The 21126-nt window shown below is 36.9% G+C and carries 22 protein-coding genes; 11 read left to right on the top strand and 11 right to left on the bottom strand.

The features are described 5' to 3' along the window. Positions 1-73 precede the first annotated feature (73 nt). The 6 genes from H0486_RS04420 to H0486_RS04445 form a co-directional block, all read right to left on the bottom strand. Entirely contained in the window at positions 74-1003 is a 930-nt protein-coding gene (locus H0486_RS04420; RefSeq protein ID WP_228351838.1) for an ATP-dependent DNA ligase, read from the bottom strand. After that, positions 1003-1785 (bottom strand): non-homologous end joining protein Ku, encoded by a 783-nt coding sequence (gene ku / locus H0486_RS04425; RefSeq protein ID WP_228351839.1) that lies wholly within the window; start codon positions 1783-1785, stop codon positions 1003-1005. The genes H0486_RS04420 and ku overlap by 1 nt, the downstream gene beginning before the upstream one ends. 273 nt (positions 1786-2058) lie before the next feature. Then, positions 2059-2367 (bottom strand): LiaI-LiaF-like domain-containing protein, encoded by a 309-nt coding sequence (locus H0486_RS04430; RefSeq protein WP_228351840.1) that lies wholly within the window; start codon positions 2365-2367, stop codon positions 2059-2061. Further along, entirely contained in the window at positions 2364-2927 is a 564-nt protein-coding gene (locus H0486_RS04435) for a hypothetical protein (protein WP_228351841.1), read from the bottom strand. Before H0486_RS04435 ends, H0486_RS04430 begins: the two co-directional genes overlap by 4 nt. Continuing rightward, positions 2920-3432 (bottom strand): hypothetical protein, encoded by a 513-nt coding sequence (locus H0486_RS04440; RefSeq protein ID WP_228351842.1) that lies wholly within the window; start codon positions 3430-3432, stop codon positions 2920-2922. The genes H0486_RS04435 and H0486_RS04440 overlap by 8 nt, the downstream gene beginning before the upstream one ends. Continuing rightward, positions 3425-3940 carry an RNA polymerase sigma factor gene (locus H0486_RS04445; protein WP_228354364.1) on the bottom strand — a complete coding sequence of 172 codons (516 nt, stop codon included), beginning with the start codon at positions 3938-3940 and terminating at the stop codon, positions 3425-3427. Before H0486_RS04445 ends, H0486_RS04440 begins: the two co-directional genes overlap by 8 nt. Before the next feature lie 433 nt (positions 3941-4373). Here H0486_RS04445 and H0486_RS04450 point away from each other — a divergent pair, with 433 nt between their 5' ends. The 4 genes from H0486_RS04450 (at position 4374) to H0486_RS04465 (ending at position 6853) form a co-directional block, all read left to right on the top strand. Then, a complete protein-coding gene (locus H0486_RS04450; RefSeq protein WP_228351843.1) occupies positions 4374-4751 on the top strand; it encodes a GntR family transcriptional regulator in 378 nt (125 codons plus the stop codon). A gap of 2 nt (positions 4752-4753) precedes the next feature. Then, a complete protein-coding gene (locus tag H0486_RS04455) occupies positions 4754-5629 on the top strand; it encodes an ABC transporter ATP-binding protein (protein WP_228351844.1) in 876 nt (291 codons plus the stop codon). Position 5630: 1 nt separating this feature from the next. Then, entirely contained in the window at positions 5631-6281 is a 651-nt protein-coding gene (locus tag H0486_RS04460) for an ABC-2 transporter permease (protein WP_228351845.1), read from the top strand. A gap of 71 nt (positions 6282-6352) precedes the next feature. After that, entirely contained in the window at positions 6353-6853 is a 501-nt protein-coding gene (locus tag H0486_RS04465; protein WP_228351846.1) for a hypothetical protein, read from the top strand. Positions 6854-6905: 52 nt separating this feature from the next. On the opposite strand, the gene H0486_RS04470 is transcribed toward H0486_RS04465, so the two are convergent. From H0486_RS04470 to H0486_RS04480, 3 genes are read right to left on the bottom strand one after another with little or no spacing between them, the layout of a single operon-like run. After that, positions 6906-8324 (bottom strand): ATP-binding cassette domain-containing protein, encoded by a 1419-nt coding sequence (locus H0486_RS04470; RefSeq protein WP_228351847.1) that lies wholly within the window; start codon positions 8322-8324, stop codon positions 6906-6908. A gap of 17 nt (positions 8325-8341) precedes the next feature. Then, the gene (locus tag H0486_RS04475) at positions 8342-9337 is read right to left on the bottom strand and encodes a sensor histidine kinase (protein ID WP_228351848.1); all 996 of its coding nucleotides are present in this window, start codon (positions 9335-9337) and stop codon (positions 8342-8344) included. A gap of 20 nt (positions 9338-9357) precedes the next feature. Further along, positions 9358-10959, bottom strand: coding sequence for a response regulator (locus tag H0486_RS04480; RefSeq protein WP_228351849.1), 1602 nt, complete (start codon positions 10957-10959; stop codon positions 9358-9360). Between the two features lie 497 nt (positions 10960-11456). Between H0486_RS04480 and H0486_RS04485 the strand changes: the two genes are divergently transcribed. The 6 genes from H0486_RS04485 to H0486_RS04510 all read left to right on the top strand — a co-directional run bounded on the left by H0486_RS04485 (position 11457) and on the right by H0486_RS04510 (position 18903). After that, positions 11457-13694, top strand: coding sequence for a pyruvate formate lyase family protein (locus H0486_RS04485; protein WP_228351850.1), 2238 nt, complete (start codon positions 11457-11459; stop codon positions 13692-13694). Positions 13695-13743: 49 nt separating this feature from the next. Then, complete coding sequence (locus tag H0486_RS04490; RefSeq protein ID WP_228351851.1) at positions 13744-13995, top strand: glycine radical domain-containing protein; 252 nt, start codon at positions 13744-13746, stop codon at positions 13993-13995. Between the two features lie 56 nt (positions 13996-14051). After that, positions 14052-15170 carry a substrate-binding domain-containing protein gene (locus H0486_RS04495; RefSeq protein ID WP_228351852.1) on the top strand — a complete coding sequence of 373 codons (1119 nt, stop codon included), beginning with the start codon at positions 14052-14054 and terminating at the stop codon, positions 15168-15170. Between the two features lie 155 nt (positions 15171-15325). Next, the gene (locus tag H0486_RS04500; RefSeq protein WP_228351853.1) at positions 15326-16849 is read left to right on the top strand and encodes a sugar ABC transporter ATP-binding protein; all 1524 of its coding nucleotides are present in this window, start codon (positions 15326-15328) and stop codon (positions 16847-16849) included. A 57-nt stretch (positions 16850-16906) separates the two neighbouring features. Continuing rightward, positions 16907-17881, top strand: a complete 975-nt coding sequence (locus H0486_RS04505; RefSeq protein WP_228351854.1) for an ABC transporter permease — start codon at positions 16907-16909, stop codon at positions 17879-17881. A gap of 50 nt (positions 17882-17931) precedes the next feature. Then, a complete protein-coding gene (locus H0486_RS04510) occupies positions 17932-18903 on the top strand; it encodes a glycyl-radical enzyme activating protein (protein ID WP_228351855.1) in 972 nt (323 codons plus the stop codon). A gap of 125 nt (positions 18904-19028) precedes the next feature. On the opposite strand, the gene H0486_RS04515 is transcribed toward H0486_RS04510, so the two are convergent. After that, a complete protein-coding gene (locus tag H0486_RS04515) occupies positions 19029-19835 on the bottom strand; it encodes a prolipoprotein diacylglyceryl transferase (RefSeq protein ID WP_228351856.1) in 807 nt (268 codons plus the stop codon). A gap of 129 nt (positions 19836-19964) precedes the next feature. Further along, positions 19965-20234: a DUF4190 domain-containing protein gene (locus H0486_RS04520; protein ID WP_228351857.1), complete on the bottom strand. Its 270-nt coding sequence runs from the start codon at positions 20232-20234 to the stop codon at positions 19965-19967. Positions 20235-20483: 249 nt separating this feature from the next. Between H0486_RS04520 and H0486_RS04525 the strand changes: the two genes are divergently transcribed. Continuing rightward, positions 20484-21119, top strand: a complete 636-nt coding sequence (locus H0486_RS04525) for a DUF4004 family protein (protein ID WP_228351858.1) — start codon at positions 20484-20486, stop codon at positions 21117-21119. The last annotated feature ends 7 nt before the right edge of the window (positions 21120-21126 follow it).

Here is a 21126-nt window from a genome sequence, read left to right on the forward strand (position 1 = left end):
AAGGGGCTGCTGTAAAATAGAGCATTAAGGAAATCAAAATCCTTGCTTATATTTTGCAGCGGCCCCAAATTAATTAAATTTTATCTGATACCTGACAATCGATGGGCTTTTTATCATCCCGAAATCCTTTCAATACGGGTTGCCGCAGGCTCCCCTTCTCATTAGGCATGTATTGAACGACACAGACCAATTCAGGCTTTAGCCATACAGCATTCTCATTACCAGGTGGCGTGACTGGGAAGGGAGAATGGTCTATTGTTTCAAGCTTTCGTAGTTCACCATATTTTACACCAAAGGTCACATGTCCCTTATAGATTAAGTCAGAACCCTGGTACTGTCCCAGAACGATACTGGTCACGCCCTTTTCTTTCGCTATATAGCCACATACAACAAAATCCTGATCAGCCAGATACTTAAATTTGATCCAGTCCTTTGTTCTTTTATCAAAATAATATTTACTACTTAATTTTTTTGCTACCACACCCTCCAGGTGCTGGCTTTTTGCCACCGAGAATAGTTCTATCCCCTTCTCCCTGATATAGCGGCTTATGGCCAGTTTCGGATTCTCTGTAATCGTATTAGTCAGGATATCCTTCCGTTCCTGAAGGGGCAAATCGGTAAGCCGGGTATTCTTACTGTATAGAATATCATAGGCAACGAAGCAGGCGGGGTAATTCTCGGAGGATAATTGGAGCTTAAACTGATTGGTGGTTAAAGCACGTTTTTGTAATTCAAAAAAATCAGGTACTCCATTTCGCAGTATGACAAGCTCGCCGTCTAAAATACAACGCTCCTTAGCAAATTGATGAATATTGCTAAGTTCCGGTACCTTAGGCAGAAGTCGGTCATTCCGCTTGTTACGCAGTTCCGTATCCTTGTCCAGATATGCGATACAGCGAATACCATCTAACTTTAGTTCATAGATCCAGTCAGGATCATTGAAGGGCTCAGTCATCTCTGAGATGAGCATTGGTTTAATATTCTTTTCATCGAATAAATCCATCAGGCGGTACCACTCAGCTTCTGATTATTAGACATAGCAAGTGTACGCTGTAAAGCCTCCATAAGATCAATGACATTATTCGGAGCTGAAGTATCCACAGCCACAATGTCCTCTCCATGGATTTTCTGCATGATGGCATCTCGCAGACGTTCTTGATATTCGTCCTTATATGCAGTAGCATCAAAAGTACCTGTCATTGTATCAATCAGAGTCTTTGCCATAGTGATCTCAGCGTCACTTAGTTGCACAGGGGGAATTTGCTTCGGAACAGGTACGATCTCATCATGATAGAAAAGTGTCTTTGCGATCATTCCTTCCGATGTCGGATAAAGAACGATAAGATTTTCCTTCGTACCGATGACGGTTTTTGCAAGAGCAACTTTTTGCTCATTTAGCATAGCGCTTCGAAGCAGCTCGAATGCTTTCTCTGCACCAGCCTCTGGAATGGCATAATAATTTTTCTCATAATAAATCTGGTCGATTTCGGATAGCTTGACAAATTGGAGAATATGAATGGTTTTATCTTTTTTCGTCTTGATTTTCTCCAGCTCTTCCTCGGTCATAATCACATACTTGTCATTTTCGTACTCATATCCTTTAATAATTTCATCCTGTTTTACTTCCTTATTGCAGCTGGGACAGTATTTTTTATATTTCACACGCTCTTTCGTATCCTTGCATAGTTGATTGAATTTGACATCATTATCCCTGGTAGTAGTATATAAACCAACGGGAATATAAAGCAGTCCCAAGGAAATAGCACCCTTGTGTGATACACCCATTTAAGCACCTCCCATTATAAAGACTCATACAGTACATAGGTTATGATTGCATTCATTGAATGAATAACATGAAAAGTAAAATCGATATACAGTAATCCTGTTACAAATAGTATGAGAGAAATGAGAAGTAAAAATTCAAAAGAAAAACAGAGTAAATCAGACAGAAATATTTATTAAGATGAAGTATGCGAAGGCAAGGTAAACATAACTGCGAGTTCGTATTATCATAGCAATGATTTGATAATACGAACTCGCATAAGAAGGCGTCTATCGTTACCACACAACCCTAACATGGGACTGGGCATAAGTGATACATAAATCAGTAAAAGCCATTCCCATAGCAAAGAAGGATAGGATAATAATCAATGCAAATGCTGTTTTATCATAGACGAGTTTGTCTTCCTTCTGTGAGAAATTAGCTATTAAGATTTCCAATCCTAAAAATATAAATACAACAGGCCATAATTTAAAAATAATATCGTAGGATAATGCCGGTATGAAAATGCGAAGGAGAAATAATATACCAAAGACGACCAGCATTCCACCTAGCGTAATGGTTCCTACCCGATGAACTTTTGTCATTGTTCATTACCTCCTTTATCCTCTAGCATACGTATTTGCTCTTTCGTATCAAGATCCTTTTTCTTTCCTCTGATCAGATAAATACCAAGCAGAATAATTAAGAAGCCGATGAACAGCTGAGGGAAATAATGACCAAAGCGATATAATGCATTCCGTAATACATCAGGAATGAACCAGCGGATCATCTCGTACATATTATTCCATAAAATTGAAATACCAACCACAATTAATGCAATGGCCAATACAACACGATATTTGCTTTGAAGCTGCATCATATGTTCCTTGGCGGTGTCTGGAAGAAGGATATAGTTGTCTTCCATAGCGTAGAATTCATCGTCGGGCATGGAACGGAGATTATGCGTATCAAAGAAAGAAAAAAACCATATGATCGGCATCGCCAGCATCAGGGATCCGACATTGAGCCAGACACCCAGAAATATAAGAAAGAAGAATATGGACATAAGACTTAATCCACGCTTCATAAATCCCATGTACATTTGCCCTGCACCGGGCAGTAAAGAAAAGCAAAAAGTTAAAAATCCGCTTTTTTTTCTAATCATGTTCAGTTACCTCCGTTTTCATAATTTTATTTGAAAAATCCATCATGTTTGAACTAAAATCATCCAGGTTCTCTCTGATCACAGATGTCCAGGAAGCTGAGGAGTTATCCAATTCATCATCCATGGACATTTCCTGTGAAAGTGGTATTGCCTGCTTGGAAGAAGCATTTTCAGCCGGTATATTTGTTGAAAGAAATAACAGGAGTAATGCAGCAACTGCAGCAGTACCGATCTTGAGGCTATAAAAGAATAATTGCATGTTTTTTGAAGTCTCATTTGCCTTCATTGCAATCTGAATGTCCGGACGTTTTGTAGCTTTTAATATACTATCCTTTAAGTTCTTGGGCGCTTGAAGCATCTCCTCGGACATAATATCAGCCAAGCGTTCAGAACAGTAGTTACAGGAGCTTACATGGGAAAGTAATTGCTCTAATTCTTCCTGATTCAAACAGTTATTTCGGAAGTTTAATAAATCTTGTTCAGAAATATGTTGATTATCATTCATTCAATATAGCTCCTTTCTTATACTTTTTCTGTAGCATTGCTTTAGCCCGGTATATCTGTGTTTGTACAGTTTTTAAGTTCTTACCGGTATTTGCTGCAATCTCACTTGCCGTTAATTCTTTAAGAAAATAATCAAGTGCGATTTCACGGTAAGGAGGTTTTAAAGAATTGCATTGCATGGATAGCTGATTCTTCACTTCAAGTTCCAGGACGTTTTCTTCTGGAGAGGGATCCCTGCCCTTCTGGGCAAGAAAATATTCTTCTTCGGTGGGAATACTTTGACGGTCTGACTTCTTTATGAAATCTAAACATTTATTTGTAGCAATCCGGCTGAGCCATGCTTTTTCGTATTGCCGGTCAAAGGTGGGTAAGTGCTTATAGGCGGAAAGAAAGGTTTCCTGAGCTAAATCTTCAGCATCAAAGTAGTTCCTTACAATCTTATAACAAATTGAGAAAACTAAGTTCTGATATTTATCGATTAAATATTCATAATATTGCTCATTACTAATCTCTTCCGCCCCCTCTCTATTCTTTGATTATAGTTTAGTATAATAGATTTGTCATCTTCTTTAAAGTGGTTTTAAACTGTTGTTGCCGTTTTACACATATGTTTTTTTCCAAAACGGGATTTGATACACCCTAGAAGAGAAATCGATAAGATGAATACAGTAGTTACAGTAATCAATTTTAATAATGTCTTCATATATCCTCCTTTTTTAGATTATCATAGCTTAATACCTATAATTGAAACGGGCTCCCATTCATGTTACATTGATAGAAACGAAACAAAACGAATAATGTCTTCAATAAATTAAAAAATTTTTTCAAAATCCATATTGACAGTGTGTATATAAGGGTGTATAGTGTGTATATGAGATATATACAATATAACACCAACGAACGAACAAGAAATATAGCTAACAGTGGTAGAATGGAGGTTACATGAATATTTTAATCAGCAATTCCAGCGACAAACCGATATATGAGCAAATCACATCACAGATTAAGCAAATGATTATGAATGGCGAGTTGGAGGCTGGATCCATACTTCCCTCCATGAGAATGCTTGCAAAGGAATTGCGTATCAGTGTAATCACAACAAAAAGGGCATATGAGGATCTTGAGAGAGATGGCTTTATTTATACGGTAGTTGGCAAAGGAAGCTTTGTGGCAGAGAAAAACGTGGAGTTTGTGAGGGAGGAGCAATTACGTATAGTGGAAGAACACTTAGGAAAAGCAGTTGCCGGAGCTAAGGCCGGTGGAATTGAACTGGAAGAATTACAGGAAATAATCCGTATGATTTATGAGGAGGAGGCTTAATAATGGCGATTAGCAATGTAAATGCAATTGAAATTAAACAGCTTACAAAGCGCTATAGTGATTTTACCTTGGATGGAATCGATTTATGTGTGCCTCAGGGAAGCATTATGGGCTTTGTAGGAGAGAATGGAGCAGGGAAAACTACAACCATTAAAGCAATAATGAACCTGATCCATATGGATGGAGGGGAGATCACTGTACTCGGAACAGACCATCTGAAGCTATCAAGGAATGACAAGGCCAGTATAGGAGTCGTTTTTGATGGCAGCAATCTGCATGATAACCTAACGATCAATAATGTTAATTTAATTATGAAGAATATCTATCCCAATTGGCAGGAGAAGGTTTTCATGGATTATATGACGAGATTCCAATTGCCACAGGGTAAAATTATCAAGGATTTTTCTCGGGGAATGAAAATGAAGCTGTCCATTGCTATTGCTTTATCTCACAAATCGAAGCTGCTGATTTTAGATGAGGCAACCAGTGGATTGGATCCTATGGTAAGAGATGAAATCCTGGATATCTTTCTGGAATTCATTCAGGATGAGGAGCACACCATATTATTATCATCCCACATTATTAGTGATATAGAAAAGATTGCTGACTATGTAACGTTTATCCATAAGGGAAAGATTATTTTCAGTGAAAGTAAAGATAATCTGATCTATCAATATGGAGTGATTCATTGCCGAAGAGAGGATGTAGCCTCACTCGATAAGAGCTTTGTGGTAGGTATCCGGGAGAATAGCTTTGGAGCGGATGTTATGATCCGCAATAAAGAAGCTTTCCAAAAACACTATCATCAGCATCCGGTAGATAAGACTTCTATTGAGGAAATTATGCTATTTGTCAGCAGGGGAAAGGAGAGTATATAAGATGCTGGGATTAATTCTAAAGGATATTATAAATTTAAAGAAAAACGTAAGATTGTTTGCTTTGTTTTTCGTGATTTATGGTGTAGTGTCAGTTTACCAGCGGGACGCCAGCTTTTTCGGAAGTATATTTACCATGCTTTTCGCTATATTGGTATTATCGACTTTCTCGTATGATGAGATGGCGAAATTTGATTGTTATGCATTGACGATGCCACTTTCAAGAAAGAGCATTATTCAGAGTAAATACCTGATTATGCTGCTACTCACCCTGTTTGGGTTGGTTGTTAACACGATATTTACTCTTATATTGAATACCATATTGAAAACGGAACTAACGATGGCGAACATACAGAGTGGATTAATTGGCGTAGCAATTGTAATATTCTTCTACTGTATTGTGATACCGATTATAACAAAGTTCGGAATAGAAAGAGCCCGAATTATACTAATGTTCGTCTACTTCATCCCGTTTTTAGTTGGAATATTGATTAACCAACTGGTGAAAGGGAAATCACAGCCTCCGGAGGGGCTAATAGAAGTACTTAATACTTTGGTGAAAAATATATATGTTATTGTACCGGTAGTATTAATCCTGTCACTTGGCTTATCATACTATATTTCTAACCGGATATATGAGAAGAAAGAATTTTAATACAATATAACCTTTCTGCGTTCGTAACATAAGATAATGTATGAGTAATCACGCAGAAAGGGGTTAATGGTTTGAATAACGATAATGTAGATAATAACAAACAAACGCAACATAGGTATATGAAGAGTCAGCAGATATTTCAGGGGGGACCAGGAAGACCCTCTGATCGCCCAGGCACGGACCAGCAAAGAAGACCTGCGGATCGGGACAGTGACGATAATCGGATAGATTTTACACCAGGTCCCCAAGGGCAATTTCCCGGTGCAGAAGCTGCACCAAGATCAGCCCCACCTAATTTTATTCCTGAGGCACCACAGATGGAAAGCCGCACGTTTGGTGCTCCGGGGAGACCGGGGGTTCCGGTTTCACCGCAATTCGGATTTGTTAGACCGGGGCAGATTCGCAGGTGTATTCACCGGTATACCTTTATATGGCTAGTCAACGGTAATAGCTTCTGGTTCTATCCAACCTTCGTGGGGAATCAATTTGTTCAGGGATTCCGCTGGAGAAGGAACCGTTGGGAATTTGAGAGGATTAATCTGAGAAGAATCTTATTCTTCCGCTGTTTCTAAGAAAATATGAGTCGAATCGAAAATAGCATGAGCCTAAGGATTGTAGCTCATGCTATTTATTTTCTAATACTCCATTACGAAGATATAATATCTTACCATTAATCGAACTAAATGATGGCCAACTGGAGGTTATAATTAATATAGCGATACCGCGCTCAGAAAGTAAAGTAATTAATTTCTCTGTGAGCTGATTTTGAGCATCGGCAACTGAGAACGGTTTCACACAAATAAGAAGTTTTGGATTGTATAATAGCCATTTACAGTAAACTATTTTCAGCTGATCATCAGGGGAGAGTGCACTTAAGGTATGCTTTAGCTTTTCTGGATCAAGAATATCCTGTAATTGTATCTCCATACTTTTTTTGTACCTGTTTTTGAGCCAGAACCATTTGACTTTATTACTGAGGGGATAGCTTAGATTATCAAAAGCACTTAGGTTTTTGAATAACATTCTTTCGATCGAGTCCTCTTCCACAAAACCTATATCATTCTTATAATTCATGTAACCGTACATAGGTTTAAAATTATGACCCTCCAGTAGAATGTTACCAACAAATGAGGTATGTTCTCCTTTTAGTACGGAGATAAGTCTATTAACGCTGGTTTCATCAGTATAAAGAATGCGGACAATTTCACCCTTATGAACTTGAAAGCTTATATTTTTTAATATATCATCGGTTAAGTTATGAACTGAAAAAATCTCATTGCTTGAATTATTGTTATATTTGTACCTGTGTTGAATATCAGTATTTTCCTGATCGTAATAAAAAATACGATATAAGGTATCCTTATTAATCTGTTTAGAATCAAAGATTCCAATGGTATTACCACCCTTAATAATGGTTAAGCGATCGGTATACCGGAGCTTCATATCTTCAATATTATTAATTACTAGAAAAGAAAGTCCTTTTTTCTTTAACTTATCAATCAGATTGAAGATAGAAGCAACCTCAATGCTATTTAGTATATTTGTTATATTAGAAAGAACAATTAACTTGCGTTCTAAAGCATAAGCGGTCATCAATTCAATGACTACACCCTCATATATTGTCAAATCTTTTACTGGTTTATCCAGTGGGATATCAATATTAAAATACTCGAATAAATTCCTGGCGCATTTGTAATAATGCTTTGGATTAAGGTACAAAATATGAAATTGTGAAAAATATATATTTTCATATATAGTGAGGGTAGGGATCAGATGTCTAGTCTGATCGATTAAAGCAACATGATTACGAAGCTTTTTATTGATATCGGCATCCTTTATCAAGTTTTCCATGATATAGACTTTACCGTAACTCAGTTTTAATTCTCCGCATAGCAGTTTTATTAATACGTTCTTCACTTCGGTACTATCAAGAATGATACCATGTGTTTCTGATTTTAATACTCTTAAATTAATGTTTTCAATCAACATACGATTGTGATAGGTTAGTGTTCCGTGATTAATTCTGAACAATTCTTCTTTCATATACAGAAGGCCCTTCCTTATTCCATAATCTTTGGGAGAGTAATATGCACATCAGCTCCAAACCCCAGAGTACTATAGACGTGAATACCATAATCTTCACCAAACAATAGCTTAATTCGCTGAGATACGTTCCGAAGAGCAATGCCACCTTTTGATTTAATTTCTTCATGGGTTGTTGGTATGGCTGCTTCTTCCAATGATGCATTCAATCGACTCAGGGTTTGAGGTGGTATTCCTAATCCGTTATCGGAGACAGTAATTAATAAAGATTTATTTGTTGTTTCAATCTCAATCGTGATACATCCACCCTCTACCTTCCCTTCTAAGCCATGAAAAACAGCATTTTCAATAATGGGCTGGAGCGTTAACTTTGGAAGTCTTAATAATGTAACATTCTCCTCATTTTCTGGAAAACGTATATTCATTTTAATTTTGTCATCAAAGCGATATTGCTGAATTTTAAAGTAGTTCTCAGCGTTCTGTAATTCGTCTGCTAATGTTACCAAGGCTTTTACCTCTGTGATAGTATAGCGAAAGAAGGAAGATAATGCCTCTGTGGTTTCGGCAATGCTTGTTACACCTGCATAGATAGCATCACCACGGATCGCCTCCAATGTATTGTATAAAAAGTGAGGATTAATTTGATTTTGCAATGCAAGATATTCCGCCTGCTTCATAGATAAATTGATCGCATCCTGCTTATCCAACAGCTGATAAAACTTATTCATCACCAGGGCTGACTGAGCTGTAAAGGGAATATTCTCTTTAAATAATTCCTCATATATCTTTCCTTCAACAAATAAATGATAAAGCCTATTATTAAGATTTATGGAACGTATTACAAATAAATAATATAAGAAGAGAAAAATAATGTTCAAAACTACACCAATTATAGTATAGGGTAGTCCCTCTGGAATATTGTTATGAGAACCCATAATCCAAAGAAGATTAAAGGCTGTCTGTATAGAAAGAAAGAGGATGACTCTAGGCATAATGGGTATGGATTTCATCATGGTATTATTCTCCCCTCATATTAGGAATAAAGCTTACGGTATTCAGAAGGACTTAACCCGGTATATTTCTTAAACTTCTTATTGAAATACTTCATGTCATTAAATCCACATTGCTCTGCAACATCATAAACACTAATTGACGTGTTCACCAGGAGATTCTTAGAGTTCTGAACGCGTACCTCCGTAAGATAATCAATAAAACTGGCTCCGGTTTCTTTTTTAAATACACTGGAAAAATAGGTTGGATTTAATCCAATAAAAGAACCGATAATTTCTAGAGTGAGAGGCTCCTTATAATGTTCATTTATATATTGCTTTGCTTGTCTTATAGGCTTTGAATGTGCTAATGCTTTTTCGTTCTGCCATTCACTTAAGTAATTAATCAGTCTATCATTCAAGTACTGGAAGCATTCATCAATACTTGTAAATCGATTAAAATTTTCATTAAAATCTTCTTCTATTGTTTTTAAGTCAAGATTAATGCTATTACTTTTCACACTGAATAAGAAGAGGGATACAATTTCGTGATAAATATCAAGTACATACTTACCGTCGATCGGAGAGGTATGTTTTAAAGTTTCTTGTATGGTCTTCAGTAGATTAGATAAATTGTAAAAATCTAAAGTTTCTACATATATCATAAAATCTTTACGAAAGCTGTTTCCAAGGACATGATCGATAGAAGGTACCTCGGGATGCGGTTTATACATCAGTGGAGTATCAATATTATAAAATAGTTTGTTCATTAATACATATTCGACCTGCTGCTTAAGAATAGGAACTGTATTAATTTCACTCATGCGTTCACTAAGAGCTATGATTGGCCGAATTCCATCAAAGACATCTTTGAAACTCAATATCAAGGTACGTAATTTTTGAAGGTCCGTTTTCAATGAAGAAAATTCTTCATCTGTACCATTGATGAGACAATACATAGTACCACAAGAATAAGTGAAGACTACCTCATGATAAGAGGAGAAGGTTTCTGAAATAGCATCCTGTACTTTAGAATTAAGGAATCCGATTGTCTGAGTATTTGGTATGGGATTAAGATGAATCTGAAGTCCAATCATCTGATATAGGCCTTCAATAAAATTACAAAAATAGGTATCATTTATACTTTGTATATGATATTGAAACGCCATACCTGCTTCGAACATATCGGAAAGAAGCTTGCTTTTCACCTTTCGTCCGCTTTGGTCCAACATTCTTCGCATATTCTCTGTCTGTATAATATTCTTTTTCACTAAATCGAGCTCTGATTTGATTTTATCCAGGGTTTGAATCAGCTCTTTTTTCTTAATGGGTTTTAAAAGATAATCATCTACTCCATACTTTATGGCGGTCTGAGCATAGGAAAAATCACTATAACCACTTATGATAATAAAGTGGGTATTATAACTGATATTTCTCGTTTGTTGAATTAGTTCCAACCCACCGAACTCAGGCATTCTTATATCGGTAATTACGATATCTGGATTTTTCTCTTGAATAATTTGGAAAGCAGATAAGCCGTCATTAACATATCCCAGCATTTCAAAGCCAAGGGACTCCCAATCAATTAAGTATTGAATTAGACGGCATACTCGGATTTCATCATCGACGATTAACACCTTTAGCATGTTTTTCCTCCCTAACTAATAAGCATAACAATAGTTAACTCCGAATACAGACTTGTTTCGGAATTATATTATTCTGTTCCCCACCATTACATCTTACTTTTATCCCATGGAAGAATTTTATCCTTGTTTTGATGAAAACAATCCCCTATGCTAAAAATGATCCCCAATTTTTTATGATATACAATAGATTATCTAGAGTAGCTACATTAATCTTATCATATGATAAGATTATATTTGAAAAAGGGTATTAATTCAACACATTGTTCGTAAAAATTATATAAAAAAATAGGATAAATGAAAAAATAACATAAAAAATGCACAACATCTAAAGATTGTTCCCCTTAATATAAAGATAGTAAGTTTTCGAAAAGAGTATCAAATGCTATGATAACTATACAAATTAACCAAGGAGCTCAAAAACAAAATGACCTACGGTGAGAATACAAAGCAGCTATGAATGGTTAATGACTATTGAATTACATAAGGAGGTTTCTATTATGAAAGAAATTGATTCGTTTCAAATTGGTACACAACCGGTTCGGACGGAGCGTATTGATAAACTTTACAAATACGTTACATCATTTGAATACGGTATTTGTGCTGAAAGAGGTCATCTATTAACAGAGTTCTATAAGGATAACATGAATTTGCCCCCGATAGTGCGAAGAGCGAAAGCGATTGATTATGTACTTGAGAACATGAGTATTTATATTATGCCAGGAAGCTTATTCGCCGGAAATCATGCTTCCAAACCCAGATGGGCTCCGCTCTTCCCGGAATTCGAAGTTGAATGGGTAGAAGAGGAGTTGTTGAAAGGAAATCCATATTTTCCGTGGGAAAGACCAGCTGATCGCTATACACTGCAGGAAGAAGATAAGCCATTAATTAAGGATATGTGTGACTGGTGGAAAGGAAAAACCCATACGGATACACTCCGGGCAAGATTACCAAAAGAAGCACTTATTACTCATTATGATTTAAAAGCAGCGGATATCGGTACCTATTTCCAAGGTGGTGATGGTCATTTTGCACCGGATCATGAATATTTAATCAATCACGGCGTACAAAAGCTGATTGATGATTGTGTAAAATATCGTGATGAGCTTGATTGGAGCCAGCCGGATACGATTAAGAAAAAGGATTTCTATGACGCTGCCATCATTAGTGCAAATGCAATAATCAAATTTGCAGCAAGATATGCTGATTTAGCTGAAAAAATGGCATCTGAGGAAAAGGATGAAACACGTAAAAAAGAACTTATGCTGATTGCTGATACCTGTAGATGGATTCCAAAGAATCCGGCAAGAAATTTCTATGAAGCATTACAGTTTATCATATTGACACATATTTGTATTCAAATTGAAGACAGTGGTGCAGGAGTATCCTTTGGGCGATATGATCAGTATATGTATCCATTCTATAAAAAAGGAATTCAAGACGGAAGCCTAACAGATGATCTGGCATTAGAACTGACCGAGAATTTCTTCCTTCAGATTTATACCTGTAATAAGGTAAGAAGCTGGATTGATACGGACTTTTATCGTGGTGTACCGATGTTCCAGAATCTAACGATCGGTGGACAGGATCCGATTAAGAAATGTGATGCTACCAACGAATTAAGTTATATTTGCCTGGATGCAACCTATCACACCAGAATTCCTCAACCATCCTTAACAGTACGTTTTCATAAGAATACTCCATATGAGTTTAAAATCAAGGTAGCTGAGGTAATTCGATTAGGTACTGGACTACCATCCATTTTCAACGATGAAACCTATATTCCGGCGCTAATGAACCGTGGTTATGAATTGAATGATGCATATAATTATTGCATTATCGGTTGCGTTGAACCTGGCACAGCCGGACTGCTGGGAGGAAGAACTGGCGGAGCCTGGTTGAACTGTACAAAGGCATTGGAAATGTCCCTCTACAACGGACTGGATCCAAGAACCGGTATATGCCTGCATACCAATAAAGATAATAAAGATCTTGCAACATTTGAAAGTTTTGATGAAGCAAAGGAAGCATACTTAAATCAGATTGCTTACTACATAAAGCAGGAAGCAATTCTGGAGAATACCATTGATCAGGTTTGGGAGGAAACATTGGAAGAGCCCATGGCTGCCATTTTTGGTTGTACTACCACCACAATTCCGAGAGGAAAGCCGATTAAGCAAGGTGGAGCAAAATATGACTTAACTGGACAGCAGACAATCGGTACAGCTAATGTTGCAAACAGCCTATATGCAATAAAGAAATTAGTGTTTGATGATAAAGTAATCACCGGAGCACAACTGAAGCATGCATTACTAACTAATTTCTCCGATATGGAAACAAAGCCTACTGGTCCACAGATAAAAGCACTTTGCCTTGGAGTTCATAAGTACGGTAATGATATTGATGAGGTGGACGAGCTTGCGAGAGAAATGTTAGCGTTTGTAGCAAATGAGTTGAGTAGTTATAAGAATACAAGATATGGAAGAGGACCGATTGGAGGTACACTTCACTGTTCCACCAGTACGGTATCCAGTAACACACCATTTGGTAAAGTATGTGGAGCAACTCCGGATGGTCGTGAAGCATATACTGCGGTGGCAGATGGTCAATCGCCAATGAGAGGAACGGATGTCAGCGGACCTACTGCAGCAATAGCATCTGTAGCAAAGATTAATAACATTTTATTATCCTGTGGTTCCTTATATAATATGAAGTTCAGCCCATCAGACCTGTGTTAAGAACGATAGGATAAGACTATTATAACTATTTTAAGAATGGAGGATAATTATGTCAGAAGTAATGATTAATAAAAATGATGGATTGGCTAGATTTGTAAGCTTAATCGACCGATATTTTGCGGCTGGCGGAGCCCAAATGCAATTTAATGTTGTGAGTAAAAAGACACTTCTGGATGCACAGAAAAATCCGGAGAAATATGCTAATCTTCTTGTTAGAGTTGCTGGATACAGTGCTTACTTTACTCAGTTATCCAAGGACGTTCAAAAGGATATTATCGAACGTACTGAAGAAAAAATATAATAGGGGAACAATAAAATACTATGAATGCCTGATGAACAGGCAGCAGGAGGGTAATTATGAGGAAAAGAATTATATGTTTCGTTATTGGTGTTTCAATGATTTCAACCATGCTTTTTGGATGTACTTCCGCAACAGAACTAAAGCAGGCAGGTACCTCTAATAGCGATGAGAAGAAGGTAGAAGCTTCGGGAGAAGTTTTCTCAGCAACACCGGAGCAATTGGCTTTATTACCGGAAGAAATGATTGGTGAAAAAGATCAGTTTAAGGGCTTGAAGATTGGATTTTCTCAAAGAAACATTGCAGGCTCAGAATGGTGGGAGCAGTTGGTCAGACTTGCTGAGGATGAAGCGAAACACTTAGGTATTGAATTAACCGTTTATGACGGTGGTAACGATTTAACAAAACAGTTAGCTGATATTGAAACATTAGTGAACTTGCAGCCGGATGCTATTATTGTTAATCCTTTTCATTCTACAGGAGTTCTTCCTGCAATTGAAAAAGTTCATGCTGCGAATATTCCTTTAACAGTAGTTAACTGTGCACTCGATGCTGAAGGATCTCCCTTTACATTTGTATCCTGTGATGTTGAAAACAGTGGTTATCAATCAGGTTATCAACTAGCAAAATCCTATGATGAGAAATATGGTTGGCAGGATCAGGTACAGGCATTGGTATTATCTGCAGCTGCTCAGGAAGAAGAATCTGACTTAAGAAGATGGGGTCAGATTGCGGGTTACAACGATTATATGCTTGAGAAATATGGACAATCCAATCTTGATATCGTAGCTTACCGCTATTATAACTGGCAGCCTGAACCTGCTATGAATGAGACACTGGATGCATTACAGGCAAATCCGGACCTTGATATTATATTTGCAGCATGTGACGGTGGTGCACAGGGTGTTGTAGCTGCTCTTGACTCAGTTGGTAAAACTGGTGACATCATGATTACGTCTATTGATGCTAGAAAATCTGTATTAGAATGGATTAAAAACGGTGATAAGGGTGTCGTAGGTACTGTAGCGAATGATCCCAGAATGATGGGTAAATGGGCAGTGTATTTGGCAGCACTTCAAGCAACTGGTGTAACAACACCTTCTACCTTCTACGTTCCCAATACATTATATACAGCTGATAACGTAAATACTGTGTATGATCCTAATTCAACATATTAATCAGATAGTATGATACAGATACTAATTAAATATTAAGATATTATTTGTTTCCCAATTATTAACAATCCCCTTATAATATGCTCTGGTAGCGGTCCCCCCCAGATCGCTACCGGAGCAATAGATAAAATATAGTTTGACATAAAGGAGTTGGGTATATGGAGCGTTCCAAGGCAATTGAGATGAAAAACATTACTAAAAAATTTTCCGGTGTTAAAGCCTTGGATGATGTCACCTTCAGTGTACAGCAGGGTGATATTCATGCCTTAGTTGGCGAAAATGGTGCAGGAAAATCCACTTTGATGAATATATTAAGCGGTAGTTATTCACATCATACAGTGGAGGGATGTGTTTTCATAAATGGTCAAGAAGTAAAACTTAATAATCCGAAAGAAGCAAATCAACACGGAATAGTAATGGTTCATCAGGAACTTGCTTTAATCCCGGAACTGAGTGTTGCTGAAAACATGTTTTTAGGTAATATGCCATTGAAAAATGGAATGATCGATTGGAAAACAATGTACACCAAAGCAATGGAAGCACTTAAAAGACTTTCACTTGATATTGATGTACATTTGAAGGTAAAACATTTAAGTGTTGGTCATCAACAATTAGTAGAAATTTCAAAAGCAATTCTAATGGGCGGAAAGGTTATGATATTGGACGAACCAACGGCACCCCTTACCGGAAGAGAAATAGAATTCCTTTTTAAGGTTCTACGACAACTTAAAGAAGAAGGAATCACCATAATTTATATTTCTCATCGATTGGAAGAGATTTTTGCTTTAACAGATACTGTATCAGTAATGCGTGATGGCAGAATGATTACAACGAAAAAAACCTCGGAGGTCAGTGAGCATGATCTTGTTTCCTTCATGATAGGCCGTGAGATGGAGGATTTCTATCCAAAGGAAAAGACAATGATCGGAAATACCATATTATCGATTAAAAATTATTGTGTAGCTCATCCGAACTATCCGGGTAAAAATATAGTAAATGATGTAACTATGAGTTTTAAAGCTGGTGAAATTGTAGGGATTGCAGGACTACTTGGAGCTGGTCGAACGGAATTAATGTCCGCATTAATTGGAGCATATACACAGAAGGGCTCAGGAATTGTAGAATTGAATAATAAAGAGGTAAAAATTAAAAATCCACGACAAGCTATAGGATATGGGATAGGTTTCGTCTCTGAGGATCGTAAGGGGAATGGTCTCATATTAAAACAAACAATCGGCTTTAATACCAGTCTGGCTGCACTTGATCGAGTAACTAAGAATCGCCTTCTGAATAAAAGAAAAGAGGAAAAACTTACACTGGATATGATTGATAAGCTGAAGATTAAGACTACAAATTATATCAATCCGGTCAAAAGTCTAAGTGGTGGAAATCAGCAAAAGGTTGTATTAGCCAAATGGATGGCGACGGATCCTAAAATTCTCATACTTGATGAACCAACCAGGGGCGTTGATGTTGGAGCAAAATATGAAATATATAGTATTATGAAGAAGCTTGCCCAGCAAAATGTAGCAATTATTATGATATCCTCTGATATGCAGGAAATCATCGGAATGAGTGATCGTGTATATGTTATGTATGAGGGTAAGGTATCCGGCGAACTAAAGAGAGATCAGTTATCAGAAAAAGCGATAATGGAGTATGCAGCTGGTGCCGCATGCTAAGAGAATAAAATCTATGTAGAAAGGTTATGCCGCAAAGGCATAGAATGGAGGTATACTATGTCAGGATATGATATGACAGGGGGATTAGCTACTACTTCAAAGAAAAATATAGTAGGGAACTCACTAGGATTTATCAAAAATAATTTTGTAGTAATAGCCTTTATTGCACTAATAATCTTTGGTAGCATTGCGTCTCCTGCATTTTTAACAGTTAGTAATATTAAGACTGTTTTATTACAGAATTCAATCTACGCTATATGTGCATTAGGTATGTTATTTATTGTTATTACAGGAGGTATTGATCTTGCAGTCGGTTCCTATGTAGTAGTAGCAGTTTGTTTTACAGCCGGCTTCATACAAGAAGGAAGAGGTTGGCTAGCAATCATTCTTGTAGCAGTAATGAGTATAGTATTTGGTTTGATCTCTGGAGTTCTCGTAGCATATGCAAAGGTAGCTCCATTTATTGCTACACTAGCGATGATGACGATATTAAAGGGTATTGCGTATATCTATCAGGTAGGTCAGAATCGTAGAATTGATGGTACCTTCTGGCCAGAATTTATTCAGGGTAATATCCTTGGTATTCCTTCTCCTGTTTTCATTTTATTCATTGTATATATCATTGTTGTGTTTATGCTTAAGAAAACAAAGTTCGGCCGCGGAATTTATGCAATTGGTGGTAATTCTGAGACAGCTAGGCTTGCTGGAATTAATGTTAAGAAATATCTTGTAATTACATACTCATTAGGTGGCTTGCTATTTGGCATGGCTGGAATGATACTTGCCGGAAGACTCAGTATGGGTACAGCTACTGTTGGTGACGGTTATGAGTTGGATGCGATAGCAGCGGTTGTTGTCGGTGGTGCGACTCTTTCAGGTGGAGTGGGTAGTCCTACAAAGACACTAATTGGTGCCTTCCTGATTGGCGCATTAGGTAATATCATGAATCTGGTAGGAATAGCATCTTACCCACAGATGATTATTAAAGGTATTATCATTGTAGCAGCAGTATTAATGAACCGTGATAATTAAACTATGCTTTTGTTATCGAATGGTTAAGAAGTGAAGAAGGAGATGCAAACATGGTTAACTATACAGGAAATAAAACAATAGCTTCTGAAATCCTTAATAAAAAAGGCATGGTATCAAATATTGAACGGTACGCGATAAATGACGGCTTTGGTCTGAGAACAACAGTATTTCTCAAAGGATGCCCGTTACGTTGTAAATGGTGCAGTAATCCTGAAACTCAGAAATTTAACTGTGAAATGGTTTTTTTTGAGGATCAATGTATCGGTTGTGGAGAATGTGTAAAGCTTTGTCGTTATGGTGCATTGGATAATGGTCTGAAGGCTGACCGGTCAATTTGTGACAAATGCTATTTGAGGGAGGATGCTTTTTCATGTACTCTAAAATGCTATCCTCAATGTCGCAAAATTGATGGACAAGAAATGACTGTAAAAGAAGTATTTGATGTGGTTAAGCGGGATATACAGTTTTATCATCTAAGTGGTGGAGGAGTAACTATATCCGGCGGAGAACCATTGGCTCAACCAGAGTTTACATTAAATCTATTACAAACATTTAAGCAGAACTATATCAATACGGCAATTGAAACTTGTGGATATGCTCGAGAAGATGATTATGAAGCAATTGCTCCTTATCTAGATATGGCGTTTATGGATTTAAAGTCAGCAGATACTGTAAAACATGAAGAGTGGACTGGAGCAAGTAATGCAAGTATATTAAATAATATTATAGTGATGGATGAGCTTTCAAAAGAATATGGGTTTGATTTTATCATCCGTACGCCAGTCATTCCAGGATTTAATGATAGCGCTCATGAGATACAGTCTATTGGAAAGTTTGTTACTGAGAATTGTAAGAATTACAAAGGAATGGAACTGTTACCGTATCATAAGCTGGGACGTGGAAAGTATATAAGCCTTGGTCGTATATATGAATTAGAAGGATTGAAAGCCCCATCAGATGAACAGATGAATGAGTTACATAAAATTCTTATTAATATGGGAATCAATTTATATCAGTTTTAGTTATGATTAAGATAAACCAGTAATTAATAATATTGCGTAATATATTAGTAGGGACAATTATGGAAAGTAATTGTCCCTGTTGATGTATTATGTAACATCCATAATAATTCTCTTTTCTTAAAATATTACCTCTTATCAAGAAAATCCTTATCGACTACATCTGATATACTATCAGAATGACGTTTCTTTATAAATATCGCGATGATCAGTAGCAGAATACTGATCCATTGTGACACGGATAATCCAAGGAGAAATCCTCGAGCACTGTCTCCCCGAAGAAACTCCATAATAAACCTCATAATACTGTATAGAATAAGGTAGCTTGTAAGAATAGCTGTGGCACTCTTCGCTTTTCTGGCTGAATAATATAGGAATAGAAATATACCGAAGTTAACAGCACTTTCTAATAATTGTACTGGAAATAAGGATACCTCATTAGGAGCAACCAATGAACGATGGAATACGATATGCATCCACCCTTCATAGGGAATACCATAGCAGCAGCCTGCGAAAAAGCATCCTATTCTGCCAAAAGCATGTACCAGTGGTACAATGGGAATAATCGTTGCAATCATACCGGTGGTTGGAACCTGGTATCTACGACAGTAAAATAGCATCAAAAGAAAACCGGCGATAAAGCCTCCATAAAATACGAAACCACCCGACAAGAGGGAGATCAACAGTTGATAGTCATGTATAATTCGATCGATGTTCTGAAGGATTAACGGAAGCTCAATAATCAGATATAATAGCTTACCACCAACAATAAAACCGATGATACCATAAATGATAGCAAATATTACATCTTCATTTTTGATCGACATCCTGCGAGCCAGAGATAAAGCAACGATGGTACCAATGATGACACCAATTAATATCATAAGTCCGTATAAGGCGATGGTATGTCCAAGAATAGTGACTTCAGGTAGCATTGATTCCCTCCATTAATACAGTGTAGGAATTTTGGTGAATTTTCTTATACATGAAAAGGGCTGTTGTATAATATATTACAGAGAATTAATCTCTGCTGATACATTTCGCAACAGCCTCTCCAATTATTATTATGCTAATGATGCAAGTGCGCCTACACAAGCAACACATGCAATGAAGGAGATTGTACAAATAGCTAAGCTAATGATACTAAGTACAACACCTGCGGTAGCCATTCCGGAAGGATTCCTTTTCTTTGAATCCATACCTAAGATTAATCCTACGATTGCCAAAACAATTCCTAATATAGCGCCATATCCAAAGAAAATGCAGATAAATGATACAATACCAAGAACTAAAGAGGCTATCGCTTTGCCGTCTGCTGGTCTCTTATCTTCCATTGTATTATCCTCCCTATTATAGTTGATAAGATTATTTTATAGAAAACAGCATCCATTGTCAACATAATCTGACACAATATAATAATTCTATAAAAAATGTATTAATTTTTTATATAGTATATTCGAAATAGCGCTTAATATTCAAATTAATTATTGAGTAACTGCATAGTTATTTCTTGACAGTGTAACAATGTTATGTTATATTCATAAAAACAATAAAACAATGTTACGTTACAGAGGTGATCATAATTGAACTTAATATCCAAAAAGGACCTACTGGCTATAACTGGAATATCCTATGGACAGCTATATCGATGGAAGAGGGAACGTCTCATTCCGGAAGAATGGTTTATTAAGCAATCTGCCTATACAGGACAGGAAACCTTTTTTCCGAGAGACCAGATTCTAAGTCGGATAAAATCCATATTAGATATGAAGGATCATTATTCCCTGGAGGAGCTTGCGAAAATGTTATCTCCAGAGACTGGCGAGAAAAGGATACCAATTGAGAGTATGCAGGATATATCAGAGATTAATAGCAGTTTATTGGAGCGTCTTCCGCAGATCCTAGATAAAACACAGTACGATATTCTTGAGGTGACGATGACAATTGCCATATCAAGATTAGCAGCCAGACACAGTCTATCCATAGAGGAGATGGAGGATTTACTGAGAAAAAGTATGAGTGCCGGTTCAAGACTTAGAAAGACCAATGTTATTGGTATTATTTTTACCATCGACAAGGAATTTCATGTGTTATTTTCATCAGATACCACGATATTGGATTTTGACAGCACGATTACAGTAATTGATCAGATAGCCTTAGAAGAAATTGCAGACGAAATAAAGCTAAAATACAAGAACCGTTTTATCCAATCAAGTTAAGAATAGG

Origin of the sequence: Variimorphobacter saccharofermentans, assembly GCF_014174405.1 — a bacterium.
Classification (GTDB): domain Bacteria; phylum Bacillota; class Clostridia; order Lachnospirales; family Lachnospiraceae; genus Mobilitalea; species Mobilitalea saccharofermentans.